At 60.9% G+C, this 24,868-nt stretch carries 26 protein-coding genes; 13 read left to right on the plus strand and 13 right to left on the minus strand.

Translation table 11 applies throughout. The annotated features are described in order from the left end of the window. Nucleotides 1–109: 109 nt before the first annotated feature. Nucleotides 110–814, plus strand: coding sequence for a 2OG-Fe(II) oxygenase family protein (locus tag PQU92_RS02855; protein ID WP_272746701.1), 705 nt, complete (start codon nucleotides 110–112; stop codon nucleotides 812–814). Here the strand turns inward: PQU92_RS02855 and PQU92_RS02860 are convergent. Then, nucleotides 811–1,287 (minus strand): hypothetical protein, encoded by a 477-nt coding sequence (locus tag PQU92_RS02860; RefSeq protein ID WP_272746702.1) that lies wholly within the window; start codon nucleotides 1,285–1,287, stop codon nucleotides 811–813. The genes PQU92_RS02855 and PQU92_RS02860 overlap by 4 nt on opposite strands. Nucleotides 1,288–1,338: 51 nt before the next feature. Then, the gene (locus tag PQU92_RS02865) at nucleotides 1,339–1,662 is read right to left on the minus strand and encodes a DUF1476 domain-containing protein (RefSeq protein WP_023464069.1); all 324 of its coding nucleotides are present in this window, start codon (nucleotides 1,660–1,662) and stop codon (nucleotides 1,339–1,341) included. A 236-nt stretch (nucleotides 1,663–1,898) separates the two neighbouring features. On the opposite strand from PQU92_RS02865, the gene purC reads away from it, so the two are divergent. From purC to purL, 4 genes are all read left to right on the plus strand, one after another. Next, on the plus strand, nucleotides 1,899–2,660 hold the full coding sequence (gene purC / locus PQU92_RS02870; RefSeq protein WP_272746703.1) for a phosphoribosylaminoimidazolesuccinocarboxamide synthase: 762 nt from the start codon (nucleotides 1,899–1,901) through the stop codon (nucleotides 2,658–2,660). 63 nt (nucleotides 2,661–2,723) lie between these two features. Then, nucleotides 2,724–2,975, plus strand: a complete 252-nt coding sequence (purS, locus tag PQU92_RS02875; RefSeq protein WP_272746704.1) for a phosphoribosylformylglycinamidine synthase subunit PurS — start codon at nucleotides 2,724–2,726, stop codon at nucleotides 2,973–2,975. 1 nt (nucleotide 2,976) lies between these two features. Beyond that, entirely contained in the window at nucleotides 2,977–3,648 is a 672-nt protein-coding gene (gene purQ / locus PQU92_RS02880; RefSeq protein ID WP_272746705.1) for a phosphoribosylformylglycinamidine synthase subunit PurQ, read from the plus strand. Between the two features lie 65 nt (nucleotides 3,649–3,713). Continuing rightward, entirely contained in the window at nucleotides 3,714–5,921 is a 2,208-nt protein-coding gene (gene purL, locus PQU92_RS02885) for a phosphoribosylformylglycinamidine synthase subunit PurL (RefSeq protein WP_272746706.1), read from the plus strand. Between the two features lie 255 nt (nucleotides 5,922–6,176). On the opposite strand, the gene PQU92_RS02890 is transcribed toward purL, so the two are convergent. From PQU92_RS02890 to PQU92_RS02900, 3 genes are read right to left on the minus strand one after another with little or no spacing between them, the layout of a single operon-like run. Beyond that, the gene (locus tag PQU92_RS02890; protein ID WP_272746707.1) at nucleotides 6,177–6,719 is read right to left on the minus strand and encodes a hypothetical protein; all 543 of its coding nucleotides are present in this window, start codon (nucleotides 6,717–6,719) and stop codon (nucleotides 6,177–6,179) included. Between the two features lie 2 nt (nucleotides 6,720–6,721). Continuing rightward, nucleotides 6,722–7,492 carry a tetratricopeptide repeat protein gene (locus PQU92_RS02895; RefSeq protein ID WP_272746708.1) on the minus strand — a complete coding sequence of 257 codons (771 nt, stop codon included), beginning with the start codon at nucleotides 7,490–7,492 and terminating at the stop codon, nucleotides 6,722–6,724. Continuing rightward, entirely contained in the window at nucleotides 7,493–7,957 is a 465-nt protein-coding gene (locus PQU92_RS02900; RefSeq protein WP_272746709.1) for a hypothetical protein, read from the minus strand. Nucleotides 7,958–8,120: 163 nt separating this feature from the next. Here PQU92_RS02900 and PQU92_RS02905 point away from each other — a divergent pair, with 163 nt between their 5' ends. The 4 genes from PQU92_RS02905 (at nucleotide 8,121) to PQU92_RS02920 (ending at nucleotide 11,445) form a co-directional block, all read left to right on the plus strand. Continuing rightward, complete coding sequence (locus PQU92_RS02905) at nucleotides 8,121–8,351, plus strand: BolA/IbaG family iron-sulfur metabolism protein (RefSeq protein WP_272746710.1); 231 nt, start codon at nucleotides 8,121–8,123, stop codon at nucleotides 8,349–8,351. A gap of 9 nt (nucleotides 8,352–8,360) precedes the next feature. After that, the gene (locus PQU92_RS02910; RefSeq protein ID WP_272746711.1) at nucleotides 8,361–9,290 is read left to right on the plus strand and encodes an aldo/keto reductase; all 930 of its coding nucleotides are present in this window, start codon (nucleotides 8,361–8,363) and stop codon (nucleotides 9,288–9,290) included. 85 nt (nucleotides 9,291–9,375) lie between these two features. Continuing rightward, the gene (grxD, locus tag PQU92_RS02915) at nucleotides 9,376–9,717 is read left to right on the plus strand and encodes a Grx4 family monothiol glutaredoxin (RefSeq protein WP_272746712.1); all 342 of its coding nucleotides are present in this window, start codon (nucleotides 9,376–9,378) and stop codon (nucleotides 9,715–9,717) included. 120 nt (nucleotides 9,718–9,837) lie between these two features. After that, nucleotides 9,838–11,445 carry a DUF1570 domain-containing protein gene (locus PQU92_RS02920; RefSeq protein ID WP_272746713.1) on the plus strand — a complete coding sequence of 536 codons (1,608 nt, stop codon included), beginning with the start codon at nucleotides 9,838–9,840 and terminating at the stop codon, nucleotides 11,443–11,445. Between the two features lie 182 nt (nucleotides 11,446–11,627). Here PQU92_RS02920 and rpsD read toward each other — a convergent pair whose 3' ends face one another. The 6 genes from rpsD to PQU92_RS02950 form a co-directional block, all read right to left on the minus strand. Next, complete coding sequence (gene rpsD, locus PQU92_RS02925; protein ID WP_272746714.1) at nucleotides 11,628–12,245, minus strand: 30S ribosomal protein S4; 618 nt, start codon at nucleotides 12,243–12,245, stop codon at nucleotides 11,628–11,630. A 169-nt stretch (nucleotides 12,246–12,414) separates the two neighbouring features. Further along, nucleotides 12,415–13,737, minus strand: a complete 1,323-nt coding sequence (locus tag PQU92_RS02930) for a hemolysin family protein (protein ID WP_272746715.1) — start codon at nucleotides 13,735–13,737, stop codon at nucleotides 12,415–12,417. 141 nt (nucleotides 13,738–13,878) lie between these two features. Further along, a complete protein-coding gene (gene fghA / locus PQU92_RS02935) occupies nucleotides 13,879–14,760 on the minus strand; it encodes an S-formylglutathione hydrolase (protein WP_272746716.1) in 882 nt (293 codons plus the stop codon). 11 nt (nucleotides 14,761–14,771) lie between these two features. Next, nucleotides 14,772–15,533: a GNAT family N-acetyltransferase gene (locus PQU92_RS02940; protein WP_272746717.1), complete on the minus strand. Its 762-nt coding sequence runs from the start codon at nucleotides 15,531–15,533 to the stop codon at nucleotides 14,772–14,774. Nucleotides 15,534–15,570: 37 nt separating this feature from the next. Further along, a complete protein-coding gene (locus tag PQU92_RS02945; RefSeq protein ID WP_272746718.1) occupies nucleotides 15,571–16,110 on the minus strand; it encodes a hypothetical protein in 540 nt (179 codons plus the stop codon). After that, nucleotides 16,110–17,219: an S-(hydroxymethyl)glutathione dehydrogenase/class III alcohol dehydrogenase gene (locus PQU92_RS02950; protein WP_272746719.1), complete on the minus strand. Its 1,110-nt coding sequence runs from the start codon at nucleotides 17,217–17,219 to the stop codon at nucleotides 16,110–16,112. The genes PQU92_RS02945 and PQU92_RS02950 overlap by 1 nt, the downstream gene beginning before the upstream one ends. 283 nt (nucleotides 17,220–17,502) lie before the next feature. Here PQU92_RS02950 and PQU92_RS02955 point away from each other — a divergent pair, with 283 nt between their 5' ends. Then, a complete protein-coding gene (locus tag PQU92_RS02955; protein ID WP_272746720.1) occupies nucleotides 17,503–19,176 on the plus strand; it encodes a methyl-accepting chemotaxis protein in 1,674 nt (557 codons plus the stop codon). A gap of 118 nt (nucleotides 19,177–19,294) precedes the next feature. On the opposite strand, the gene PQU92_RS02960 is transcribed toward PQU92_RS02955, so the two are convergent. Next, complete coding sequence (locus PQU92_RS02960) at nucleotides 19,295–20,965, minus strand: lysine--tRNA ligase (protein WP_272746721.1); 1,671 nt, start codon at nucleotides 20,963–20,965, stop codon at nucleotides 19,295–19,297. 178 nt (nucleotides 20,966–21,143) lie between these two features. Between PQU92_RS02960 and PQU92_RS02965 the strand changes: the two genes are divergently transcribed. Beyond that, nucleotides 21,144–21,557, plus strand: a complete 414-nt coding sequence (locus PQU92_RS02965) for a MerR family transcriptional regulator (protein ID WP_272746722.1) — start codon at nucleotides 21,144–21,146, stop codon at nucleotides 21,555–21,557. A 49-nt stretch (nucleotides 21,558–21,606) separates the two neighbouring features. Further along, nucleotides 21,607–23,391 (plus strand): acyl-CoA dehydrogenase C-terminal domain-containing protein, encoded by a 1,785-nt coding sequence (locus tag PQU92_RS02970; protein ID WP_272746723.1) that lies wholly within the window; start codon nucleotides 21,607–21,609, stop codon nucleotides 23,389–23,391. 133 nt (nucleotides 23,392–23,524) lie between these two features. Here PQU92_RS02970 and PQU92_RS02975 read toward each other — a convergent pair whose 3' ends face one another. Then, entirely contained in the window at nucleotides 23,525–24,007 is a 483-nt protein-coding gene (locus tag PQU92_RS02975; protein ID WP_272746724.1) for a peroxiredoxin, read from the minus strand. Nucleotides 24,008–24,074: 67 nt separating this feature from the next. On the opposite strand from PQU92_RS02975, the gene PQU92_RS02980 reads away from it, so the two are divergent. After that, complete coding sequence (locus tag PQU92_RS02980) at nucleotides 24,075–24,743, plus strand: YqgE/AlgH family protein (RefSeq protein ID WP_272746725.1); 669 nt, start codon at nucleotides 24,075–24,077, stop codon at nucleotides 24,741–24,743. The last annotated feature ends 125 nt before the right edge of the window (nucleotides 24,744–24,868 follow it).

The raw sequence follows: 24,868 nt of genomic DNA on the forward strand, positions 1-24,868 counted from the left end.
AAATGCGAAACCTTCATACCTCCCCAACTTGTTGGGGAGGGGGACCGCACGAACATGCGAAGCATGTGAAATGCGGTGGTTGGGGGTTCTTACTTGTCAAAGGTCTCCCATGTCCCTCGCCCTTCGCACCGACGCCTTCGACTTTGCCGGTTTCCAGAACCGCTTCGCCCAGAAGGGCCGCATCCGCCTCGAAGGCGCGCTGCCGCACGACGACGCCCACGCCATCCATCACGCCCTGGAGCAGCAGACCCTGTGGGAACTGCACCTCGTCAACGCCGAGGGCGCGCCGGACATCATTTCACGCACGGAACTGGAATCGCTGAACCCGTCGGAGATTCAGGACCGCCTCGCTGCCGCCGCCGAGCGCGCGCAAACAGGCCTGAGTTTCCTGCATCTGGGTTACGACCTGACGACGAAGGCGGCGCTGGAAAATCTCGGTGACGACCATCCGGTGTTCGAACTGGCCAAACTGGTCTGGTCGCAGGCCTTTGCCGATTTCTGCGAGCAGGTCACCGGCCTGACGGGCCTCAAGCTGCAAAGCTTGATCGCCACCGGTTACCGTCCGGGCGACTTCTTCACCATGCACACCGATGCCGCGGCGAAACTGTCGTTCGAGTGGAACTTCACCCATGATTGGCGCTCGGACTGGGGCGGTCAGATCCTGTTTCATTCGCCGTCGGGCGATATCGAAGGCGGGATCATGCCGCGCCTGAACGACCTGTCGCTTTACGCTGGCGATCAGCCGCGCTCGATCGCCTCGCTGGCCGCCTATGCCGGCGCGCCGCGCTTTGCCATCACCGGGCGGTTCGTTTAATCGGCTAAGGTCGTCTCGACGAAGCGCTTGCCGTTCCACGTATAGAGCAGAGCGCCGCTCTCGAACGTAAAAACGCTCACGCCGTATTTACTGACCGCCACCGGTTCACAGGCCGGCTTGTCGCACGTACCCACAACCAGCTCATGCTCGACGATATCGACGCCCATGCGCGGCATATCGGTTTTGAGGTCGAACGCCCGCATGGGCAGCATCGTCACTACGACGATGGGCTGGCGTTCCTTGGTGCCAAACGTGACACTGACCTTAACTTTACCGCTGCGTTTTACAAAGACGGCCTCGTCATCGATCCCGTCGCCATTGAGATCGCCGGTCGCCGACAGATAGAGCGTCGAGCTTTTGGCGCGATACGCCATGTCGCCATGTCCGGCAACATCGGCCTCGGTCACCCGTTCATCCGCCATCGCCCCGGACGCTACCAGCGCTAAGACAAGCCCCGCTATCAAAGCCTTCATCATTCCCCTCCCCAACAAAAAAGGCTCCGTTCCCGGAGCCTTTGAAAATCCCTATTGTTCCGACTTCAGCGCTTCGCGCGCCTGAGCGAGGAACTCGACCACCTTGGTCCGCACCTCGGTTTCGCGGACGGGGATGTTCGAGGCGACCAGATCGCCCAGCACCTTGCGAATCACGTCCTCTTCGCCCGGCTGCTCGAAATCGGCGCGGATGACCGCCTTGGCATAGTTTTCGAGATTATCCCCCGACAGGCCCATCTTTTCGCCCGCCCAGATACCGATCATCCGGTTACGGCGGGCCACAGCCTTGAATTCCAGATCCTCGCTATGGGCGAATTGCGCCTCGAAACCCTTGGACCGGTCATCAAACGTCGTCATTGGAATAAAACCTCACTTCTCATATTGGTTTTAATGCGCGCAATGGGCGTACGCAACACAAACCGTCATTTACATCACAAAAGTTTTTGATTATTGGCAGCGTCAATTCGCATCCGTCGGATGCCTCTTTCCGCGCCGCCTGACCGGCCATCCTCAGACAAAACCCGCTACGCTTTCGCTGCCCCGGATTGTCCGTATATATGGCCTCAGACGCGCCGCCCTCTGGAGATGGTGCCATGACCACCAAGAACCGCAAGAAAATCTACGAAGGCAAGGCCAAGATCCTGTACGAAGGCCCGGAGCCCGGCACCCTCGTTCAGTATTTCAAGGACGATGCGACGGCCTTCAACGGCGAGAAGAAGGCCCAGCTCGAAGGCAAGGGCGTGGTCAACAACCGCATCAGCGAGTTCGTCATGACCAAGCTGACGCAGATCGGCGTTCAGAACCACTTCATCAAGCGCCTCAATCTGCGTGAGCAACTGATCCGCGAAGTCGAGATCATCCCGCTCGAAGTCGTCTGCCGCAACATCGTGGCGGGTTCGATGGCCAAGCGCTTCAACCTGCCTGAAGGTCAGCAGCTGCCGCGCTCGATCATCGAGTTCTATTACAAGAACGACGAGATGGGCGATCCGATGATCACCGAAGAGCACATCACGGCCTTCAACTGGGCTTCGACGCAGGAAATCGACGATATTCTGGCCATGACGCTGCGGGTCAACGACTTCCTGTGCGGCATGTTCGCCGCCGTCGGCATCACGCTCGTCGATTTCAAGATCGAGTTCGGCCGCCTGTTCGAAGGCGATTTCGCCCGCGTCATCCTGGCCGATGAAATCAGCCCCGACTCGTGCCGCCTGTGGGATACCGCCACCGGTGAAAAGCTCGACAAGGACCGCTTCCGCCGCGACATGGGCGACGTGATCGAGTCCTATACCGAGGTCGCCAAGCGCCTCGGGATCATGAAAGACATGCCCCGCGTCATTGAAGGCGGTGCGCAATAAGACCCCTCAAAGTCCATCGCCCCCGGTGGACTTTTTGCTTATCTCCTATGTGAAGTGAAACAGATGAAAGCCACGGTTCATATCTTCCTCAAGGCCGGCGTCCTCGACGTACAGGGCAAGGCCGTCGAAGGCGCGCTCAACGGGCTCGGTCCCGTTCAGGGCTGGGGCGGCGTGTCGAACGTCCGCGTCGGCAAGGTGCTGGAATTCGACCTGACCGCCACCGACAAGGCCGCCGCCGAAGCCGAGGTGAAAGCCATGTGCGACAAGCTGCTGGCCAATACGGTCATCGAATCCTACCGCATCGAGGTCGCGTAACATGAAAGCCGCCGTCCTTGTTTTTCCGGGCTCCAACTGCGACCGCGACTGCAAGGTGGCGGTAGAGACCACCACCGGTGCTCAGGTGGAGATGGTGTGGCACGAAGAGACGTCCCTGCCCTCAAACCTCGACCTGATCGTCGTGCCGGGTGGTTTCTCCTACGGCGACTATCTACGCTGCGGGGCGATGGCGTCGCTGTCGCCGGTCATGGCCGAGGTCGTCAAGGCGGCGAACGCAGGCGTGTCGGTGCTGGGCATCTGCAACGGCTTCCAGATTTTGTGTGAATCGGGCCTGCTGCCGGGCGCGCTGCTACGCAATTCCGGCCTCAAATACGTCTGCAAACCCATTGAACTGACCATCGAAAATCGCAAGACGCGCTTCACCTCGGCCTATGGCGAGCAAAAGACGGTGTGGATGACGCAGGGCAATGGCGACGGCAATTTCTTCGCCGAACCCGACGTGCTGAAAGGCATCGAGGACAATGGCCAGGTCGTCTTCCGCTATGTCGAAAACCCCAATGGTTCGGCCAACAACATCGCCGGGATCGTCAACAGCGCCGGTAACGTGCTGGGGATGATGCCGCACCCGGACCGCGCCTTCGAGCCCGCGCTGGGCTCCGCCGACGGCGCGCCGCTGTTCCACAGCCTGATGCGTGTCCTTCAGGCCGCGTAATCGTTTCAAAGCCCTCGGTTTCGGGGGCTTTTTCCTATGCTTATCTATCAAAGGCCGTAAGACCTATGACCACCGCCCAAAAAACCACCGCCGAACTGGCCGCCGAATACGGCCTGAAGCCCGACGAATATCAGGTCATTCTCGACCGGCTGGGCCGCGAGCCCAACTATGTCGAACTGGGCGTCTTTTCGGTCATGTGGTCCGAGCACTGCTCGTACAAGTCCTCGCGGATGCACCTGCGCAAATTCCCGGTGACCGGTGAGCGCGTCATCTGCGGGCCGGGCGAAAACGCCGGGGTCATCGATATCGGCGATGGCCCGGACGGGCAAAAGCTCGCCTGTATCTTCAAGATGGAATCGCACAACCACCCGTCCTATATCGAGCCCTTCCAGGGCGCGGCGACGGGCGTCGGCGGCATCATGCGCGACGTCTTCACCATGGGCGCGCGCCCGGTGGCCTTGCTGAACGCCCTGCGTTTCGGTGAGCCCTCCCACCCGAAGACCAAGCGCATCGTCGAAGGCGTGGTCGCGGGCATCGGCGGTTACGGCAACTGCGTCGGCGTCCCGACGGTGGCCGGTGAGACCAATTTCCACAGCGGCTATAACGGCAACTGCCTTGTCAACGCCATGTGCGTGGGCCTGGCCGACGCCGACAAGATCTTCTATTCCGCCGCCCCGGAACCCGGCCTGCCGGTCGTCTATTTCGGCTCCAAGACCGGCCGCGACGGCATCCACGGCGCGACCATGTCGTCGGCAGAATTCTCGGAAGACTCCGAAGAGAAGCGCCCGACGGTGCAGGTCGGCGATCCCTTCGCCGAAAAGCTGCTGATCGAGGCAACGCTGGAACTGATGGCGTCCGGCGCCGTCGCCGCCATTCAGGACATGGGCGCGGCGGGCCTGACCTCGTCGTCGGTCGAAATGGCCGGCAAGGGCGGGCTCGGCATCACGCTCGACCTCGACAAGGTGCCGCAACGCGAAGAGAATATGTCGGCCTACGAGATGATGCTGTCCGAATCGCAGGAGCGCATGCTGGCCATCCTTAAGCCGGGCCGCGAAGAGGACGGTTATCGCATCTTCAAGAAATGGGGGCTGGATGCCGCCGTGATCGGCGAAACCAACACCTCGGGCCACATCGTCCTGACGCACAAGGGCGAGGTCGTCTGCGACCTGCCTCTGGCCCCGCTCTCGGACGACGCACCGCTGTACGACCGTCCGTGGGTCGAGCCGGATATGGAAGCGCCGCTCGGCAGCGCGCCGTCCGCCCCGGTCGGCGACGCCCTGCTGGCTATCCTCGCCTCGCCCGACATGGCCTCGAAGCGCTGGCTGTGGGAACAGTACGATCGTCACGTCATGGCCGACACCCTGGCCGACTCGGCGACCGGTGCCGACGCGGGCATGGTCCGCGTCCACGGCACCAAGAAGGCGCTGGCCGTGACGTCGGACGTCACCCCGCGCTACGTCAAGGCCAACCCCTATGAAGGCGGCAAGCAGGCCGTCGCCGAAGCCTGGCGCAACCTGACCGCCGTCGGGGCCGATCCGATCGCCATTACCGACAATCTGAACTTCGGCAACCCTGAGCGCCCCAAGATCATGGGGCAGATCGTCCGCGCCATCGAGGGCATGGCCGAGGCCTGCCGCGAACTGAACTTCCCCGTCGTGTCGGGCAATGTGTCGCTCTACAACGAAACCAACGGCGTCGCCATCCCGCCGACACCCACCGTCGGCGCGGTCGGCCTGCTCGAAGACTACGACCTGCGCGCGGGCTTCCACACGCTGAAGGCCGGGCACGTCCTGATCCTGATCGGTGAGACCGTCGGTGAACTGGGCTCGTCCATCTATCTGCGCGAAGTCCACGGTATCGAAGCCGGTGCCCCGCCCAAGGTCGATCTGGCCACGGAAAAACTGAACGGCGACTTCGTGCGCGGCCTGATCCAGTCGAAGACCGCCAAGGCCGTCCACGACCTGAGCGACGGCGGCCTGCTGCCCGCCGCCTTCGACATGGCCTCGGCCTCGAAGGTTGGGATCGAACTGCGCAACACGACCGGTCTTGAAGATTTCGTCTTCGCCTTTGCCGAGGATCAGGCGCGTTACCTGATCGCGGTCGGCGAAGCGTCGGCGCACCTCGTGCTGGCAAAGGCCGCCGAGGCCGGCGTTACCGCCGCGACCATCGGTGTGGCGGGCGGCACGGACCTCAGCCTGACCGGGGCGATGTCGCTGAGTCTTGAGCAATTACGCAGCGCCAATGAGCGCTGGCTGCCGGAATATATGGCTTAAGCTCAACCCCCGAAGCCTCGCTTCGGGGGTTGTTTTTTGAACTTTCTTATACCTCCCCAACTTGTTGGGGAGGGGGACCGCACGAGATGACCGAAGGTCATTGAGATGTGGTGGTGGGGTTTCTTGCTGCCTTACGACAGTGGCCGTCGAACCTCCGCAAGACACCCCACCACCATTTGCTCCGCAAATGGTCCCCCTCCCCGCACTAAAGTGCAGGGAGGTATGATTTGAAGGTAATCGGCTCTCATTTTTCAGCTACTTCCCAGCTTCCAGAAGAACGTTTCGATAGGCCTCAGGCTCCAGACGTATCAGACGGACAAGCGCTTGTTCCAATTTGTCGGCTTCGGCATCTTCTGATTTGCCGCCATAGGTTAGGTCCGAATAACGGCGGCCCGCTTCTTCGAACAGAGCGTACCAATGTTCAATATCGTTGGACGACACACCTTGCTCTATTGCCGCCCGTGCTTGAGCATTTGCCTCTTCGATGGTCTTGGAAAATAGGTTCAGACTCAATTCATTATAGGCATCAATGATTTCGGGAAGCGCGTCTGCAAAACTCACCAAAGTGGCACCAAAAGCGCCATTCAGAAAGCAACGGTGAAATACGGCCACGCGGGACATGGTCACTTCAGCCAAGGTCCCGATAGACTCGCCACCTAATGCGTTGTTCGAATTATAAAGCTCGGCAAGCGCAACATAGACTTCGTCAGGCAGTTCAGCTTCATCACCGACGAGTACGAACGGTTTCACCTCAGGCTTGGCACCAGACCCGAACCACTTTTGCCATATCGATATCATGCTCAAAACGCGGCTACCTTGTCCTTGCCGGGTTTTTCGCGTTTCGGGCGCTGGGTCTCGAATTGCGTTTTGGCAACGGCCAATTGTGCCTTGGTGAGCGTCGCCGCCACCCGCGTCGCGTCGGCGGACGGCGGCGCATCCTTTTGCTCCCAGGTCAGGGCTTCGTGCGCCAGCGCATACAGCACCCACGCCTTGACCGCATCCTTCGGTACACCGTCCCCGCGTTCATGGCGCGCGGCCATCTCGGCTTGCGCGGCGGGTAATCCCTGCGCCACAGCCTTCTGGATCAGTTCCACGCCCTTGGCGCAATCCGCCGCCACACCGCGCCCCTCGCACAGCAATTGTCCGGCCCGCAACTGTCCTTCCGGATAGTCCTTGAACGCCGCCTTCTGCACCCAGCGGAAGCCCTCGGCGTCGTCGCGGGCAATCCCCTCACCGTCGAGATAGTGCTGCCCCAGTTCGTACTGCGATTTGGCATGGCTCTGATAGGCGGCCTTACGGTACCAATTGACCGCTTCCGCCTTGTTCATGTCCGTCTGAAAGCCGTTGTCATAGGCCTCGGCGACGTAGAACTGAGAATTGAGCACCCCCAGCTTGGCGTATTCCAGTTCGTAATCGAAGGCGGTCTTGTAGATCTTGACGCCCTGCCAGCGGGCATTGGTCTGCCACATGACGACGCAGGCCACGATCAGCGGCACGGCGAACAGCAGGACGCGCAACACCCATCCCAGCGGCGTCAGAGGCTTGCGCTTCGGTTCGTCGGTCAATGCCATCTAAAGCGTGCCTATCGCGGTCAGTTCCCACTTACAACTGACCAGGGCGAAGGACAGTTCCGCCTCATTGGTCGGATGGCCGCGATTGAGCGTCACAATGCCGAAGACATTGCCGTTGCGTGCCGTATTGAGCCGTTTGGCCGGATTGGGGGCACTCAGCAGCGTCTTCAACCGCCCGGCCTTGCCGCCGCAGGTAAACAGCTCGCAATAGGCGCCCTTTTTGGCCTTGAAATCGGCGCTCAGGCTGGCTTTCGTCGCCTGCGGTCCTTCGGCCCCCATCATCAGGCCCTGCGTCCCGATCAAGGCGAGAAAGCCGTTGGCATCGCTGCCCTTGACGGCGGTTTGCATCTTCGCCACCGCCTGATCGAGGCCGGCGGCCGGATTGGGGCAGGTCTGCGCCCCCGCCGCCGCGGGCAATAACAGCCCAAAGGCCAGCACGGCCCCCCGGATCGCCACTGGTGTCATCTGCCGCCCCCCTGTGAATGTGCACATCTTCATCTTAACCTATTCAGGTCGAAACGCCATAGCCGACCGGCCTTACACCGCCCTGTCGGCATGAAGTTGTTAACCTTCCCATGATACCCCATACATCTTAAATTCCTGATGTGTTTTCCTTAAGGCCACCCGCATGCCCGTCGCCCATTCCGAACTCGAAGCCCGTCTCAAGGCGGCCTTCCCCGAGGCCGAGATCGTCGTCGAGGATCTGGCCGGCGACGGCGACCACTACAAGGCCTATATCACCGACGCCGGGTTCGCCGGCATGCCGAAGGTGCGCCAGCACCAGAAGGTCTATGCGGCGATTTCAGACCTGATCAGCGGCCCCCTGCACGCGCTGGCGCTCGAAACCAAAGTCCCGTAAGAGGTCACTATGCGCTACCGCCCCTTCGGACGATCCGGTCAGGCCCTTTCGACGCTGGGGCTTACCTTATCGTGGTCGGGCGCGCGCCAGAGCCGTCAGATGATCCATCGTCTGATCATGACGGCGCTGGAAAACGGCATCAACACCTACCATTTCGAGTCGGCTCATCCCGACCTGTTGAAAACCGCCGCCGAAGCCCTGTCGGTCGTCGAACGCCGTCTGCTGTTCATCTCCGTCAATGCCCACGAAGAAGGCGCCAACGATCCGGCCGCGCAATACGCCCTCACGCCGCTGCGCGACCGGCTCAAGCTGGTCATCAAGGAATCCGGCCTGAAGTGGATCGACCTGCTGATGTTCCACGCCACGGGGTTCGATCGCATCCCCGACAATAGCTGGGCCTTTATCGACAGCCTCCGCCGGGCCAATATGCTCAAATTCACCGGCGCAGCGGCCAATACCGACCGTATTCAGGCGGTGGTCGACGACGGGCGCTTCAACATCCTCAAGACCGTGTTCGACATCGATACCTCGTGGGACAAGCGCCACCTGCTCGACTACGCCATCTCGCGTGGCATGACCATCTTCGGACACGACTTCTATCCCGAAGCCTATCGCAAGGCGTCGGACGTCGTGCCCAAGGCCGCCCGCCGCGGCTTTTTCGGATCGCGCCCCGCCGACCCGCTGGCCGGAAGCGGCACCTATGCCTTCCTGCACCAGACCAACGGCTGGACGGCCGAGGAGCTGTGCCTGTCCTTCGCCCTGACCCAGCCGACCCTGTCGACCATGCTGATTCGTCCGGACACGCCCGATCACCTGGAGGCCCTGACCGAGGTGCCCGAACGCCTGATGCCGACCTCAGTCCCGGCCCAGATCGAGATGGCGCGCTTTTCGTTACAGGCCGCCGCCGCGCGCCGCGAAGAGATGAAAAAGAAAGCTTGACGCTGGATTTGGGGCCAAGACGCTGGATTTAGCGCCACGGCATGCCTATATCGGGGAAAGTTCATTTTTCTGCCGGAGCCCTGCCGTGAGCCTCGATCCCAATTCCGAAGTCCATCAGTTCATCGACACCACCGTCAAGAACAACCCCGTCGTCCTGTTCATGAAAGGCACGCCGGATGCCCCGCGCTGCGGCTTCTCGTCGCTGGCCGTGCAGGTTCTCGACCATCTGGGCGTCGAATTCGCCGGGGTCGATGTGCTTCAGGACAATGACCTGCGCGAAGGCATCAAGGCCTACACCGACTGGCCGACCATCCCGCAGCTCTATATCAAGGAAGAGTTTATCGGTGGCTCGGACATCATCCGCGAACTGTTCCAGTCGGGCGAACTCAAGGCGCTTCTGGCCGAAAAAGGCGTTATCGAGGCCTGACCTTACCGCCTTGCGATAGCGACAAAACCCGGATCGACAGGTCCGGGTTATTTTTTGTCCGGCGTCTTGCGCTTATCCCTTGCCCCCGCTTAAGTTGTGCGCATCTCAAGGGGGGATATCATGAAGCGCTTGTCTGCGATCGCACTGACCGGCAGCCTGCTCCTGTCCGGGGCCGCCGGTTCGGTGGCCGCCGCCACGAAATGGATCCGGGCCGAAAGCGATCATTTCGTCGTCTATAGCAATGTCAACGCCAAGGCGACCGAGGCCTATGTCCGCAATCTCGAAAAATACCGCTATGTGATCGGCGCCTTTTATCGCCGATCGGGCGAAGACGCGGTGCCGGAGCCCAAGCTAAACCTCTATTTCGTCGATAATCACAGCGATTTCAAACAGGTATGGCCCGATGTCAGCCTGCGCATTGGCGGTTTCGTGCGCATTTGCTCGAACGGCATGGCAGGCTATTCGCTTTACGGCGGCGACAGCATCCGCGACGCGTCGAAGATCGAGCGGCAGGAAGAAAACTCCAGCCAGACCATCATCTTCCACGAATATGCCCACATGTTCATGTTCCAGAACTCGCGTGTCGCCTATCCGCGCTGGTTCGTCGAAGGCTTTGCCGACTATTACGGCTCGACCCGCGTTCAGGACGATCAGGCGGTCGTCGGCATGGCCTCGTCGGGCCGTGTGCGCGAGCTGATGAGCGGCGGTTCGCTGCGCTACGAAGACATTCTGCGCGGATCGCCCAATACCCGTAACATGAACAATATGAGTGCCTTTTACGCGCAGTCGTGGTTGCTGACACATTGGATCATGGCCGACCCGGTGCGGTCGAAGGCCTTTTCCGGCTATCTGGCAGCGCGCAATGCCGGTGGCGACCCCGTTACGGCGTTCGAGGCAGCCTTCGGCGTCCCCGTAAAGAAGCTGGATTCGACCCTGAGCAGCTATATGCGCGGGCTCAAGGCGACCATCTACCGCCTCAGGGACATGCCCGACCCCAGGGTGACGCTGACGACGCTACCGGCCAGCGCCGATAAGCTGCTGCTGTGGGACAGCGGCGTGCGCAGTTGCCTCGGCAACGACTACAAGCCGGAGGTGCTGACCAGGATCAAGACCGAGGCTGTCAGATATCCTGGCGACGACTACGTTAGGGGCGTCGTGGCGCGTGCCGATCTGCTGCTCGGCGACGAAGCCCTGGCGCTCGACTATTACCTCAACTACACCAAGGCCAATCCGAACGATTCCGAGGGCTTTTTCCGGCTGGGCCAGACCTGGTTCCTGATGGCCGAGCACGACAAGCTGGCGCCGAACGAAACCCGTGACAGCCAGATGAAAAAGGCCCGCGCGGCGCTGGGCAAGGCCTATGCGCTCGATCCCCTCAATGCGGTCAATCTCTATTACCTGTCGCGGGCGGGTGTGAAGGGGCCGAACTATCCGGACGATAACACCGTCAATGCGGCGATCGAGGCGCACAATCTGGCGCCGTCGGTGCCGGAATTCGCTTTGCACGCTTCGCGTCTGCTGATCATGAAGGGCAGACTGGAGGACGCACGCTATACGCTGCTGCCGCTGGCCAATAATCCGCACGGCGGCAGCTTCGCGGAATGGGTCGCCTCGGTCGTCGCGGCTATCGATGCGGGCAAGTCGAAGGACGAGGTCCAGAGCCTGATCAACAGCCGCCCGAAGAAAGACGCGGACGACGACGCCAAAGATGACAAGAAGAGCAAATAAGAAAACCCCGGAAGGCAAACCTTCCGGGGTTTAATGTATGTACCTTAAGCCGTAATGACGCGGCGAAACGAAGTTCGGCGCAGCCAAAATGTCTGGCTTTTAAGCACCCGAAGCGAAGTGTACTTAAGTACATGAGCAAGGGCGCGCAAAAAGACGGGCATTTGCAGCGCGTCAGGACGCGCTTAAGACGAGTAGTATTCGACGATCAGGTTCGGCTCCATCTTGACCGGATACGGCACTTCGGCCAGTTCCGGCAGACGGATGAGCGTGGCGCGCTGCGCCTTGGCGTCGATTTCGATGTAGTCCGGCACGTCGCGCTCGGGCGATTGCAGGGCTTCGAGAACCAGAGCCATGTTGCGCGAACGCTCACGGACTTCGATCACGTCACCGGCCTTGCAGCGGTAGGAGGCGATGTTCACCTTCTTGCCGTTGACGAGGACGTGGCCGTGGTTGACGAACTGACGGGCCGCCCAGACGGTCGGCACGAACTTGGCGCGGTACACGACGGCGTCCAGACGCGACTCGAGGAGCGCGATCAGGTTTTCCGAGGTGTTGCCCTTACGACGGTCGGCTTCTTCGTAGATCTTCGAGAATTGCTTCTCGGTGATGTTGCCGTAGTAACCCTTCAGCTTTTGCTTGGCGCGAAGCTGCAGACCGAAGTCCGAAACCTTTTGCTTGCGGCGCTGGCCATGCTGGCCGGGGCCGTAGGAGCGCTTGTTGACGGGGGACTTGGGACGGCCCCACAGGTTTTCACCCATGGCGCGGTCGAGCTTGTACTTGGCGCTGTGGCGCTTCGACATAGTCTTTACCTTATACAACCCTGGCCGGCGCCCCGCGGAGGTGCGAGACTGCGATTTCAACGGCGGTGCAGGATCAATCCGTAATAACCGGCCCCCTTGCGGATACCGGTGAAAGCGGGCCTTATGGTCGATAAGCCCGCCCGAGTCAAGCGTCGGAGCGTCAAGACGACTATTCCTCGTCCTCGTCGTCTTTCGCCTTCTTATTGTCGATCGGCTCGAACAACAGCTTGTCGATGCGGCGTTCGTCCATATCGACGACCTCGACCCGGTGATGCCCCAGGGTGAGCACCTCGCCCTCCTTCGGGAAACGTCCCAGTTTCTGGAGTACGAGGCCCGCCACCGTGTGATAGCCCGTCCCCGGCTCGTAGGCTTCGCCGATGGCTTCGGACAGTTCGAACAGGTCGGCGCGGCCGTCGACCAGGAACGAGCCGTCTTCGCGATGGACGATCATCAGGCGGTCGTCGTCGTGATCCTCGTTGAAATCGCCTGCGATCATTTCCAGCAGGTCGGTCGGCGTCAGGACCCCTTCGATCGTGCCGAACTCGTTGATTACGAAGGCAATATGCAGCTTGGATGCCTTGAACAGTTCCAGTGCGCGCAGGAGCGACGTCGTTTCGGGAATATAGATCGGCTCGGCGACCATCGATTCCAGATCGAGCGGCTGCCCGCCCAGCAGGGCGTCGGCGACGTCGCGCTTATGCAGGACGCCGATGGGCGAATCCATGTCCTGACCGCGCACGACGACGATGCGCGAATAGGGACAGTCGCGGATATCGCTGCGGATGGTCGCCTCTTCGTCGTCGAGCGAAATCCAGAACACCTCGGTGCGCGGCGTCATGGCCACGCGCGCCGGACGGTCGCCCAGACGCATGACCTCGGTCATCATGGCCTGTTCCGCCGGCTCGATCAGGCCCGCGCCCATGCCTTCGGCCAGCGCCGTTTCGACTTCTTCCTGCGTGATCGTCTCGCCTTTTTCATCGCGGATGCCCAGTAGACGCAGGACAAGCGTCGTCGAGCCGGTCAGCAGCGTCACGAACGGTCCCATGGCCATGGCCAGCAGCGACAAGGGGCGCGAAATGACACCGGCTATGGTTTCCGGATAGATCAGCGCCAGACGCTTGGGGACCAGCTCGCCGACGATCAGCGACAGATAGGTCAGCAGCACGACGACGATACCGGTCGAAATGGCTTCGCTATAGGCCGCCATGGCGGGGAAATAGGCTTCCAGCAGTTTGTCGAGTTCGGCGGCAATGGTCGCCTGACCGTAGGCACCGGCCAGAATGCCGATCAGGGTAATGCCCACCTGCACCGCCGACAGGAAGCGCGTCGGGTCCTGCGACAGCTTCAGGGCCTGAGCGGCCCCCTTATCCCCCTTGTCCGCCCGGCTCTGAAGTTTGGCCCGGCGGGACGATACCACGGCCAGTTCGGACATGGCGAATATGCCGTTCAGCACCACCAGAAGGAGGACGACGACACAGGCGATCAGCAACATGGGGGAAGGAATCCGAGACGAAGCCAGAATGGCGGCTCCGGTATCGACCCTAAAGGCGATTGTGCGGCTTCGCAACGGCGAAGGGTATTATATTTGGATGACAGGCCGCTAAATTCTGCGTGATACGGAGGATCAGGAGGCTTAGGTTTTCAGGCGCGCCGCGTGGAATTCCAGATGGTCGTCGATGAAGCTGGCGATAAAGTAATAGCTGTGGTCGTAGCCTTCGTGGCGTCGCAGGGTCAGTTTCTGGCCCACCACCTTCGCCGCCTGCTCCAGCAGATGCGGCATGAGCTGCGTGTCGAGGAATGGATCGGCCAGACCCTGATCGATCAGGATGTCATCATAGGACAGGGCCTTGCCGCGCGCCAGACGCATGGCGGCGTCGTAGATTTCCCAGGCGTCGTGGTTCGGCCCCAGATAGCCCGCCATGGCCTTCTGACCCCACGGGCAATGGACCGGCGAGGCGATCGGCGCGAAGGCCGACACCGATGTGAACAGGTTGGAATGGTTCATGGCCAGTGTCAAAGCCCCATGCCCGCCCATCGAATGGCCGGAAATGCCGACGCGGCTCATATCGGTCGGGAATTGCGCGCCGATCAGCTCCAGCAGGTCGCGCGTGACATAGGTCTCCATCTGGAAATGCGCCGCCCACGGGCTCTGCGTGGCGTTGACATAGAAGCCCGCCCCCTGCCCCATGTCGTAGGCGTCATCGTTCGCCACGCCTTCACCGCGCGGCGAGGTGTCCGGCGCGACGACAATCAGGCCCAGTTCGGCGGCTTTTTTATAAGCGCCCGCCTTTTCGGTGAAGTTGTTGGCGGTGCAGGTCAGGCCGGACAGCCAGAGGAAAACCGGAAACGGCCCCTCGCCTTCCGGGACAAAAACACTGAGCGCCATAGGCGTTTTGGTCGCCGCCGAGTCGTGCTTGAGGAAATAGAGCGTCCCGCCGTGCAGGGTATGTTGCGCGGTGATTTCAGCCTTGATTGCCGGCGCGGTGGCAACGTCGTCATTATCGAGTACGAGCATGGAGAACCTCCTCAGATCAACCGGCGCATCAGGACCGCCGGTAGTATAAGCCCTTCCCCCATATGAATCTCAATCGCATTTTCCTTCTTGAATCCAAGATTGGCATAAAAGCCCTCGGCATTCAGGCCGGAAAAACAGACGAATTCGCGCAAACCCTGCGCCTTGGCCTCTTTCAGGCAATGCTCGAACAGACGTCGCCCCAACCCGTATCCGGCAAAATCCGGATGGGTCGCGAACGAACGGATATGCGCCACGCCCTCGATGATCTCGCCCGAACCCGGCATGTCGCGGCTGAACCCGCCGCTGGCGGCGATCTGCCCGTCCATATCAGCCATGACATAGAAGGTGCCCGACGTCAGTTGCGACGGTTCGAGCACACTGACCAGCGGCAGCAGGTCTTCGACCAGATCGGAACCATAGGCGCGGTGCAAGCCCTCTTCAAAAGCAAGCTCCAGCATGTCCTCGATCTCGGCGCGGTCTTCGGGCCGGGCCACACTGAGGGTCAGGCTTTCGGCATAGTCGCGCTCGTCACCGGAATCGACGCCGTAAAGGACGTGCGGTTCCCACGGCCATGACCCGTGCCAGTTCTTTTGCAGACAGGCCGAGTGCGCCCAGAAATCCTGCGCCAGCGGGGCGAATTTCTGCGCACGCCAGTGCGGCATCCAGGTCGCCGTCAGCGTCACCGCCGCCGTCTCGTCCTCGATGATTTCCGAACAATAGACGCAGCTATAGGGCTCTATGTGCTCGATTTCGATGTCGTCGTCTTCGTCCATAAACAGGATATAACCTTATTTCGTCCAGTCGGTGAAATTATTGCCCGTCCGGCCATAACTTCCCAAACAAGGCATCGTCGATATAACCGCCGGTGGGTGGCAACGCCTTAACCCATTGCTCTGGAATAACCATGCCGTCATTAGTATATCCGGCGCCGCCTTCCCATACATCATATAGGAGCGCAAACGCTAGTGGACCACCGAATACGGGCGGGACATCGACCTTGTGCAGAGCCTGAATCATCGCCTCTTCGTAAGGCTTCAGGCGTTCAGGCGACTTACTCATCACCCAATAACGGGCCTTGCGAACCGGTTTGAACAAAACCACAATCTGCCCGGAAAAGCCGGGCCCTTTGGGCTGCTGACCAATGGCGTCTGACGCAGCTTTTATCACGGCCTTCATGTAATTCGATAGATGTTGCGGGCTCGACAAGCGCGCTTCAAATTCCTGAGAGGGCTGATATAGCAAAGCCGACGATAGTCTCAAAGGACCATCAGACTCTGCTGCCTTTGCAAGCTCCGGTACACCGCAAATACCTGCACTCGCCATACCGCTCAGAAAGGCACGGCGTTGCATCAGAATACGATCACACTGCGGATCGATTCACCAGCGTGCATCAGATCGAAAGCCTCGTTGATGCGCTCCAGCGGCAGGGTGTGGGTGATCATCGGGTCGATCTCGATCTTGCCGTCCATGTACCAGTCGACGATCTTCGGCACGTCGGTGCGGCCGCGCGCGCCGCCAAAGGCCGAACCCTTCCATACGCGACCGGTGACCAGTTGGAACGGACGCGTCCTGATCTCCGCGCCCGCCGGGGCCACGCCGATGACGATGCTTTCGCCCCAGCCGCGGTGACAGGCTTCAAGCGCCTGACGCATGACGTCGACATTGCCGGTACAGTCGAAGGTATAGTCCGCCCCGCCGCCGGTCAGCTCGACCAGATGCGCCACGATGTCACCCTGCACTTTCAAGGGGTTGACGAAGTGCGTCATACCGAAGCGCGCACCCCACTCGGCCTTGGAATCGTTGAGGTCGACGCCGATGATCTTGTCCGCACCGACCAGTTTCAGACCCTGAATGACGTTGAGCCCGATACCGCCCAGACCGAAGACCACGGCATTGGCGCCGGGTTCGACCTGCGCCGTATGGATCACCGCGCCGACGCCGGTCGTCACGCCGCAGCCTATATAGCAGGCCTTGTCGAACGGCGCGTCCGGACGGATTTTTGCCAGGGCGATTTCCGGCAGGACCGTGTGGTTGGCGAAGGTCGAGCAGCCCATATAGTGATGGATCGCCTGCCCTTTATAGGAGAAACGCGACGTGCCGTCGGGCATCAGGCCTTTGCCTTGCGTACCGCGAATGGCCGTACACAGATTGGTCTTGCGGCTGAGGCACGATTTGCACTGACGGCATTCGGGCGTATAGAGCGGAATGACGTGATCGCCGGGCTTGAGCGAGGTGACGCCGGGACCGACCTCCAGCACGACGCCCGCGCCTTCGTGACCGAGGATCGAGGGGAACAGGCCCTCCGAATCGAGGCCGTCCAGCGTATAGGCGTCGGTATGGCACACCCCCGTCGCCTTGATTTCGACCAGCACTTCGCCGTGGCGCGGCCCATCCAGATCGACCTCGACGATTTCCAGCGGCTTCTTGGCCTCGAAGGCAACGGCGGCGCGGGTTTTCATGGCGGGGCTCCTCAAGTCGTTATGACCGGCAACTTAGGGCGTCCCTCCTCCTTACGGCAAGTCAAAAGCCAGACAAGCGTTGAATTTACAGTGAATGAATGAAGACACAGATATTACAAACGATCTGTACACTATTGTATTCCCTTAGGTTTTATCCGCCTCTACAGAAATTATTAAGGATGACGGCGTACATCCTGTAACCGGGTTATCAACCCGCAGATTTCCAGCCTGGGGTGAGACAGGCGCGTTCGAGTAAGCCCATACCTGTGGGCGGGGTAAGATTATGAAGATCAGATTCAAGATTCTATCGCTGGTCGCTGCTTTTGCGGTCGTGGCTTCGGCGATTACCGGCCTGGGCCTGGCCACCATCCACGATTACAACCGCATGATGACCCAGTACGGTCACGCCTACGAAAACGCCTACGAAGGCGAGCGGCTGAACCGGTTGGTCACGCAGGTGGTGATGGAATCGCGCGGGGTCTATATGGCTGAAACCACCGACAAGGCCAAGAAGTTCGCCGACGGCGTCGACAAGGGTCTCGACGATATTCAGGCGCTGTTGACCGCATGGAAGGCCAAGCTGGCCCCCGGAGAACTGCCGACCTTCGCCGCCGTGGAAGCCAAGGCCGCCGAATTCATTACCTTCCGTCGCGAAATCGCCCGTGTCGGCCGCGACGTCGCCCCGCAGGAAGCCAATGCGCTCGGCAATAACGACGCCAACCGCACCAACCGCGCCGGCTTCCAGAAAGACATCGACGCCATGGTCGAGGTCATTCGCACCGATCTGGAAACGTCTCAGGCCGCCGTGACCGCCTATAACGAGACCCGCGCCGGGCTGTTCATGGCGCTGGCCGTCACCGGCATTCTGGCGCTGCTGGCCGTGTCGCTGTGGATGGCGATCCGCGTCATTTCGCGCCCCCTGTCCGACATCGACGCCAGCGTGACGCGCATTTCCGAAGGCGCCTTCGACACGGTGATCCCGGAACGCACGGCCAATGACGAAATCGGCAGCCTGTGGCGCTCGATCCGCGTCCTGCGCGACCGTGCCGCCGAGGCCGAGCAGCTCAAGATCGAGCAGCAGCACAATGAGAAGCGCGCCTATCAGGAACTGATGGCCGAGCGCAACCGCATCGCGTCCGAGTTCGAAAAGCACATGGGCGACCTCGCCACGCGCTTTATCTCCTCGTCGCGCACCGTGGCCGAAGCTGCCCGCGGCCTGAACGAGACCGCCGAAGACACCTCGACCCGCGCCGCCTCGGTGTCGCAGGCCGCCGTGGACGCCGCCAACAATGTGCAGAACGTCGCCGCCGCGACCGAGGAACTGTCGGCCAGTGTCGGCGAAATCAATCAGCAGGTCATCCGTACCTCTGAGGTCACCCGCACCGCCGTCATGGAAGCGCAAAAGACCGAGGACGCCATCCGCACCCTGTCGACCGCCGCCCAGCAGATCGGTGAAGTCATCAACCTGATCCAGGCCATCGCCGCCCAGACCAATCTGCTGGCGCTCAATGCCACGATCGAATCGGCGCGCGCCGGTGAGGCGGGCAAGGGCTTTGCGGTCGTGGCGTCCGAGGTCAAGCAACTGGCGCAGCAGACAGCCCGCGCCACCGACGATATCCGCAGCAAGATCTCGGAAATCCAGTCGGCGACCGCCACCACCGTCGGCTCGATCGACGCTATCGTGAAGACGATCGAGACCATCGGCACCCTGACCGGTTCCATCGCCGCCTCGGTCGAGCAACAGGGGGGCGCGACGCAGGAAATCGCGTCCAATACCCACCGCGCCGCCACCGGCACCCGCGACGTCACCGGCCACATCTCCGGCGTCGATCAGGCGGCTCAGATGACCGGCCATGCCGCTCAGCAACTGCTGGGGCTGTCGTCGGAGCTTGAGGAACGCTCGGCCGACCTGCAAGGCGAGGTCGTCGCGTTTGTGAAACGCCTGCGCGCCGCGTAACGCGATAATAACAATAACAAAAAAAGCCCCCCAAGACCTGCGTCCGGGGGGCTTTTTAGTTTTTTGCCTTGTCGCGATATTGATGCCAAAAACCGCTTACACTGTTTGGCATATCGCTCTAGCCGACCAGTTCGCCCTTGATGCCCTGATCGAGCAGGGCGATCGTGCGCTCCAATCCGAAGATGGCCACGAACGACCCGAAGCGCGGGCCTTGCGACTGGCCCAGAAGGACTTCGTACAGCGCCTGAAACCACGCGCGCAAGGGCTCGAATTCGTGGACCTTTCCGACTTCGAAGACGAGGTTCTGAATCGCTTCGGCATCGCGCGTTTCGGGGTCGAGCGCGGCAAAGCGGTCGCGCAGGTCGATCAGCGCCGCCGTTTCCTTATCGTCCGGCAGACGGAAGGTCTTCGACGGCTTCACGAAGTCCTCGAAATAGTTCAGCGCATAGCCGGCCAGACGGTCGAGCACGGGCTCGGATTCCGGCGTCGCGCCCGGAATATAGGCGCGCAGGAAGCCCCACAGGGTCTCCTTGTCCGAGGCATTGGCCGCCGAGACGAGGTTGAGCATCAGGCCGAAGGTGACCGGCGGGCTTTGGATACCGGTTTCGCCGCGCAGCACGAACCACACCGGGTTTTCGATCTGCTTGGCCAGTTCCTGCTTCGGGAAGGCATCCATCTGCTGGAAGAACTCGTCCGTCGCGCGCGGAATGACGTCGAAATAGAGCTTCTTGGCCGATTTCGGCGACTGGAACATGTAGTAGGCCAGCGATTCCGGCGCGCCGTAACGCAGCCAGTCTTCCATGGTCAGGCCATTGCCCTTCGACTTGGAAATCTTCTGACCGGCCTCGTCGAGGAACAGTTCGTAGTTGAAGCCTTCCGGCGGCGTCCCGCCCAGCACCTTGCACACCTGCGACGAGACCTTGACCGAGTCGATCAGATCCTTGCCCGCCATTTCGTAATCGACACCGAGCGCCGCCCAGCGCATGGCCCAGTCGGGCTTCCACTGCATCTTGACGTGGCCACCGGTGACGGGGACTTCGAACTTTTCACCGTTCTCTTCGAAAACGATGGTGCCTTTTTCGACATTGCGCTCAAGCGTCGGCACCTGAAGCACATGGCCGGTCTTGGGCGAAATCGGCAGGAACGGCGAATAGGTCGCCCGGCGGTCCGGCCCGAGCGTCGGCAGCATGACCTTCTGGATGTCGTCGAACCGCTCCAGAGCGCGCAGAAGCGTCGCGTCGAACTCACCCGACCTGTAGGCATCCGTCGCCGACTTGAACTCGTAATCGAAGCCGAACGAGTCGAGGAAGGCGCGCAGGCGGGCATTGTTGTGCGCACCGAACGAGTCGTGCGTTCCGAACGGATCGCGCACCACGGTCAGCGGCTTATAGAGGTCTTCGCGCAGGATATCGGCATTGGGAATACCGTCCGGCACCTTGCGCAGGCCGTCCATATCGTCGGAAAACGAGATCAGACGCGTCGCCCAGTGTCCGCCAGTCAGGGCGGTGAAGGCCTGACGGACCATGGTCGTGCGCGCCACTTCACCGAAAGTGCCGATGTGCGGCAGGCCCGACGGCCCGTAGCCGGTCTCGAAGATCACCGGACGATTCAAAGTCTCGAAGGCGGCCAGAGCCTCATCGGTCTTGCCCGCCGAAATCAGCTCCTGCGCCCGTTTTTGCTCCGCCTGATCCTTTAGACGCGTTTTCAGCACGCGCGCAATCAGATTGCGGGCTTGCTCGAACGGCCAGGCACGGCCGGTTTGCGCGAGGACAGTCAGTTCGGAGGACACGTTGAGGCACACCTTTCAGGATACGAAAACACAGGCTGGCTTTAAGGCTTCGGTCTTCACGCGTCAATTGATTTGGCCCCTATTGACGGCGGCCCGGCATCGGGTGTACGTTTACGTAAACGTAAATTACGCGTTGTCGAAAACGCGATCGAGTTAACCGACCTACAGGGGGTCACACATGGATATGCGTACCTACACCATCCGTCAGCTTTCGAAGGAATTCGACGTCACCGCCCGCGCCTTGCGGTTCTATGAGGACAAGGGCCTGATCAATCCCGAACGCAAGGGCCAGACGCGCATCTATTCGGCGCGCGACCGGGCGCGGCTCAAGATCATTTTGCGCGGCAAGCGCATGGGTTTTTCGCTGATCGAAATCCACGAAATCCTCGATCTCTACAACCGCGAAGACCGCGGCGTGAAGCAGATGCGCGCCACCGTCGCCAAGTACCACGCCCAGATCGAGACCCTGAAACGTCAGCGCGAAGACATCGATCAGGCGATCAAGGACATGACCGAGGGCTGCGCCTGGATGGAAGGCGAAATCGAGCGTCATGAGTCGTCTAAGACCGACGGCGATCTGAAAACCGCCTGAATCCAACAGCTTCCCCGCAATAACTAAGAATAATCGTCAGGAGTCATCCATGCCGTATAAGGCCCCCGTGCGCGACTATCAGTTCCTGTTCAATGACGTGTTCAAAATCGAACAGTATTCGAACCTGAAAGGCTTTGAAGAGGCGTCACCCGATCTGGTCGCCGCCATCCTCGAAGAAGGCGCGCGCTTCACCGAAGAGGTCGTCGCCCCGCTCAATGGTCCCGGCGACAAGGAAGGCTGCGTCCTCAACGCCGATCACACGGTTACCGCGCCGAAGGGCTACAAGGAAGCCTATCAGCAGATGGTCGAGGCCGGTTGGCCGGCCCTGGGCGGCGATCCCAAATACGGTGGTCAGGGTCTTCCGCATGTCGTATCGACCGCCTATTCGGAAATGCTCACCGGTGCCTCGTCGGCGTTTGCCATGTATCCGGGCCTCACCGACGGCGCCGTGGCGGCTCTGACGGCGGGCGGTACGGACGAACTGCGCGATCTCTACCTGCCGAAGCTGATCAGCGGCGAGTGGTCGGGCACCATGAACCTGACCGAGCCGCATTGCGGCACCGATCTCGGTCTGCTGCGCTCAAAGGCCGTGCCCGACGCCGACGGCACCTATAAGATCAGCGGCCAGAAGATCTGGATTTCGGCGGGTGAGCACGATTTCACCAGCAATATCTGTCACCTCGTCCTGGCGCGCATCGAAGGCGGCCCGGCAGGGGTCAAGGGCATCTCGCTGTTCCTTGTCCCGAAGTTCATCCCCGATGCCGACGGCCATCCCGGCGAACGCAACAGCCTTCAATGCGCCGGCCTTGAACACAAGATGGGCATCCATGGCAATTCGACCTGCGTCATGGTCTATGAGGATGCAAAAGGCTGGCTACTCGGCAATGCCCACGAAGGCCTGAAGATCATGTTCTACATGATGAACAATGCCCGCCTCGGCGTCGGTCTTCAGGGCCTCGCCATCGGTCACGCCAGTCACGTCGCCGCCGTCGAATTCGCCAAGGACCGTTTACAGGGCCGCGCCCTCACCGGCCCGAAATCGCCGGACAAACCTGCCGACTCGATCCTCGTCCATCCCGACGTGCGCCGGATGCTGCTGGAAAGCCGCGCCCTGCTCGAAGGCGGCCGTGCCTTCTTGACCTGGGTGTCGTTGCAGGCCGATCTGGCCAAGGGCTCCGAAGATGAAGCCACCCGCGAAAAAGCCAGCGATTACATGGGTCTGCTGACGCCGGTTATCAAAGCTTTCCTGACCGAAAAGGGCCTAAAGGTCACGCAGGATTCAATGCAGGTTCACGGCGGTTCTGGCTTCACCGAACACTTCCCCGCCTCGCAATATATGCGCGATATCCGCATCACCCTCATCTACGAAGGCACCAACGGTGTGCAGGCGCTCGACCTCGTCGGTCGCAAACTGTCCTCCAAGGGCGGGCGTTCGGTGATGACCTTCTTCGGCGAGATCGACGCCTATGTCGCCGAACATGAGGGGGGCAAAGCCCCGGCTTTCGTCAAGGGCCTGAAAGAGACCAAGGCCAAGCTGATGGACGGCACCATGTGGCTGATGCAGAACGGCATGGGTAATCCGGACGCCGCCGCCGCCGGTTCGCTCGACTATCTCCACATCTTCGGCCTGACGTCACTGGCCTATATGTGGGCCATGATGGCCGAGTCCGCGCAGGCCGCCATCGACGCCGGGTCGACCGATCCTTACTATGCCACCAAGCTCAAGGTCGGGCGTGTGTTCCTCGATCGTATCCTACCCGAAGCCGACGCGCACCTGCAACGGATGAAGGCCGGGGCAGAGGATCTGTTCGCACTGGAAGACGAAGAGTTCTGAAGGGGCTCGCCGCAGGGCCATAAGGCCCTGCACCCCTAATTTGGAGAACGTAAAAAGGCCGGTGCTTTACACACCGGCCTTTCATTTTGTCGGTTATGGGGTGTGTGGTCTGCGACCCCACGACCTTGCATCCTTAGAGTTGCTCCAGCACGTAATCCGCCGACGAGACCTTGAACTCGCCCGGCGCTTCGACGAAGACCTGCTCGACGACGCCGTCATTGACGATCATCGCATAGCGTTGCGAGCGCTTGCCCATGCCGAAGCCCGACGCATCCATGGTCAGGCCGACGCCGTCGGCGAATTCGCCATTGCCGTCGCCCAGCATCAGCACTTCGTCGGTGATGCCCTGATCCTTGGCCCAGGCCTTCATCACGAATCCATCATTGACGCTGGTGCAGGCGACGAGGTCGATCTTCTTGAATTTGAAGGCCTTGGCCTGATCGCGATAACCCGGCAGGTGACGGGCCGAGCAGGTCGGCGTAAAGGCACCCGGCACGGCGAACAGAACGACGCGCTTGCCCGCGAAGACTTCAGAGGTGGTCAGCGGCTTCAGGCCCTCTTCGGCGGGCGACGAGAACTTGACTTCGGGCAGCTTATCGCCGGGTTGGATCGTCATGGTGCAGTTCCTTATCAAAAGAGGTTGGCTTTATAAGCCTGCGCTCTGACTTGCGCCAAGGGCCTTTATGCTCTTTTTTCTTGCCACAACGATTGTCGCCCCCCATCTTGCGCCTATGAGCGCCCTAAGCCCTTCCGATCCGACCGAAACCGCCACGCTACAGGGGCGGCTGCTGGTGGCCATGCCCGGTCTCGACGACCCCAATTTCGATCATTCCGTCATCTATCTGTGTCAGCACGACGAAGAGTCGGCGATGGGTATCATCCTCAATCAGCCGATTGCGGGCCTGAGTTTCGGACGCATGATGGAAGAACTGGGCATCGAGATTACCGACGACCGTCAGACCGAGCACAGCATCTATAATGGCGGGCCGGTGCAGAACGACCGCGGCTTTGTCCTGCACAGCCTCGACTACTTCATCGATGACATCACCCTGCCGCTCAATGTCGATCCGGAAGCGCTTGAGGTCCGGCGCGGCGTCGGCCTGACCGTGTCGCGTGATATTCTGGTCGATCTGTCGCGGGGGACGGGCCCGTCGAAATCCCTGATCGCGCTGGGCTATGCCGGCTGGGGGGCAGGTCAGCTGGAGGCCGAAATCCGCGACAATGCCTGGTTGGTCGCCCCGGCCAGCCATGAGATTCTCTTCTCGCACGACCCCGAACATATCTGGCAAAGCGCGTTGAAAACGCTGGGGATTGCCCCCGAGCACCTCAGCCATTTATCGGGCAAGGCTTAGAGTACGTGAACCGCCCCGGCTTTGCCGGAGGCTCCAACTTCTGAGAAGATGGAGCTACTATGAACAAAACGACGAACAAGTTTTCACCTGAAGTCCGCGAACGCGCTGTGCGGATGTTTCTCGAT

The sequence above is a fragment of the Asticcacaulis aquaticus genome, assembly GCF_028550415.1.
Taxonomy (GTDB): Bacteria; Pseudomonadota; Alphaproteobacteria; order Caulobacterales; family Caulobacteraceae; genus Asticcacaulis; species Asticcacaulis aquaticus.

Coding starts and splice junctions, on each gene's coding strand:
- PQU92_RS02855 (WP_272746701.1), top strand. CDS start 110: ATGTCCCTCGCCCTTCGCACCGACGCCTTCGACTTTGCCGGTTTCCAG.
- PQU92_RS02860 (WP_272746702.1), bottom strand. CDS start 1,287: ATGAAGGCTTTGATAGCGGGGCTTGTCTTAGCGCTGGTAGCGTCCGGG.
- PQU92_RS02865 (WP_023464069.1), bottom strand. CDS start 1,662: ATGACGACGTTTGATGACCGGTCCAAGGGTTTCGAGGCGCAATTCGCC.
- purC (WP_272746703.1), top strand. CDS start 1,899: ATGACCACCAAGAACCGCAAGAAAATCTACGAAGGCAAGGCCAAGATC.
- purS (WP_272746704.1), top strand. CDS start 2,724: ATGAAAGCCACGGTTCATATCTTCCTCAAGGCCGGCGTCCTCGACGTA.
- purQ (WP_272746705.1), top strand. CDS start 2,977: ATGAAAGCCGCCGTCCTTGTTTTTCCGGGCTCCAACTGCGACCGCGAC.
- purL (WP_272746706.1), top strand. CDS start 3,714: ATGACCACCGCCCAAAAAACCACCGCCGAACTGGCCGCCGAATACGGC.
- PQU92_RS02890 (WP_272746707.1), bottom strand. CDS start 6,719: ATGATATCGATATGGCAAAAGTGGTTCGGGTCTGGTGCCAAGCCTGAG.
- PQU92_RS02895 (WP_272746708.1), bottom strand. CDS start 7,492: ATGGCATTGACCGACGAACCGAAGCGCAAGCCTCTGACGCCGCTGGGA.
- PQU92_RS02900 (WP_272746709.1), bottom strand. CDS start 7,957: ATGACACCAGTGGCGATCCGGGGGGCCGTGCTGGCCTTTGGGCTGTTA.
- PQU92_RS02905 (WP_272746710.1), top strand. CDS start 8,121: ATGCCCGTCGCCCATTCCGAACTCGAAGCCCGTCTCAAGGCGGCCTTC.
- PQU92_RS02910 (WP_272746711.1), top strand. CDS start 8,361: ATGCGCTACCGCCCCTTCGGACGATCCGGTCAGGCCCTTTCGACGCTG.
- PQU92_RS02920 (WP_272746713.1), top strand. CDS start 9,838: ATGAAGCGCTTGTCTGCGATCGCACTGACCGGCAGCCTGCTCCTGTCC.
- rpsD (WP_272746714.1), bottom strand. CDS start 12,245: ATGTCGAAGCGCCACAGCGCCAAGTACAAGCTCGACCGCGCCATGGGT.
- PQU92_RS02930 (WP_272746715.1), bottom strand. CDS start 13,737: ATGTTGCTGATCGCCTGTGTCGTCGTCCTCCTTCTGGTGGTGCTGAAC.
- fghA (WP_272746716.1), bottom strand. CDS start 14,760: ATGCTCGTACTCGATAATGACGACGTTGCCACCGCGCCGGCAATCAAG.
- PQU92_RS02940 (WP_272746717.1), bottom strand. CDS start 15,533: ATGGACGAAGACGACGACATCGAAATCGAGCACATAGAGCCCTATAGC.
- PQU92_RS02945 (WP_272746718.1), bottom strand. CDS start 16,110: ATGCAACGCCGTGCCTTTCTGAGCGGTATGGCGAGTGCAGGTATTTGC.
- PQU92_RS02950 (WP_272746719.1), bottom strand. CDS start 17,219: ATGAAAACCCGCGCCGCCGTTGCCTTCGAGGCCAAGAAGCCGCTGGAA.
- PQU92_RS02955 (WP_272746720.1), top strand. CDS start 17,503: ATGAAGATCAGATTCAAGATTCTATCGCTGGTCGCTGCTTTTGCGGTC.
- PQU92_RS02965 (WP_272746722.1), top strand. CDS start 21,144: ATGGATATGCGTACCTACACCATCCGTCAGCTTTCGAAGGAATTCGAC.
- PQU92_RS02970 (WP_272746723.1), top strand. CDS start 21,607: ATGCCGTATAAGGCCCCCGTGCGCGACTATCAGTTCCTGTTCAATGAC.
- PQU92_RS02975 (WP_272746724.1), bottom strand. CDS start 24,007: ATGACGATCCAACCCGGCGATAAGCTGCCCGAAGTCAAGTTCTCGTCG.
- PQU92_RS02980 (WP_272746725.1), top strand. CDS start 24,075: ATGCTCTTTTTTCTTGCCACAACGATTGTCGCCCCCCATCTTGCGCCT.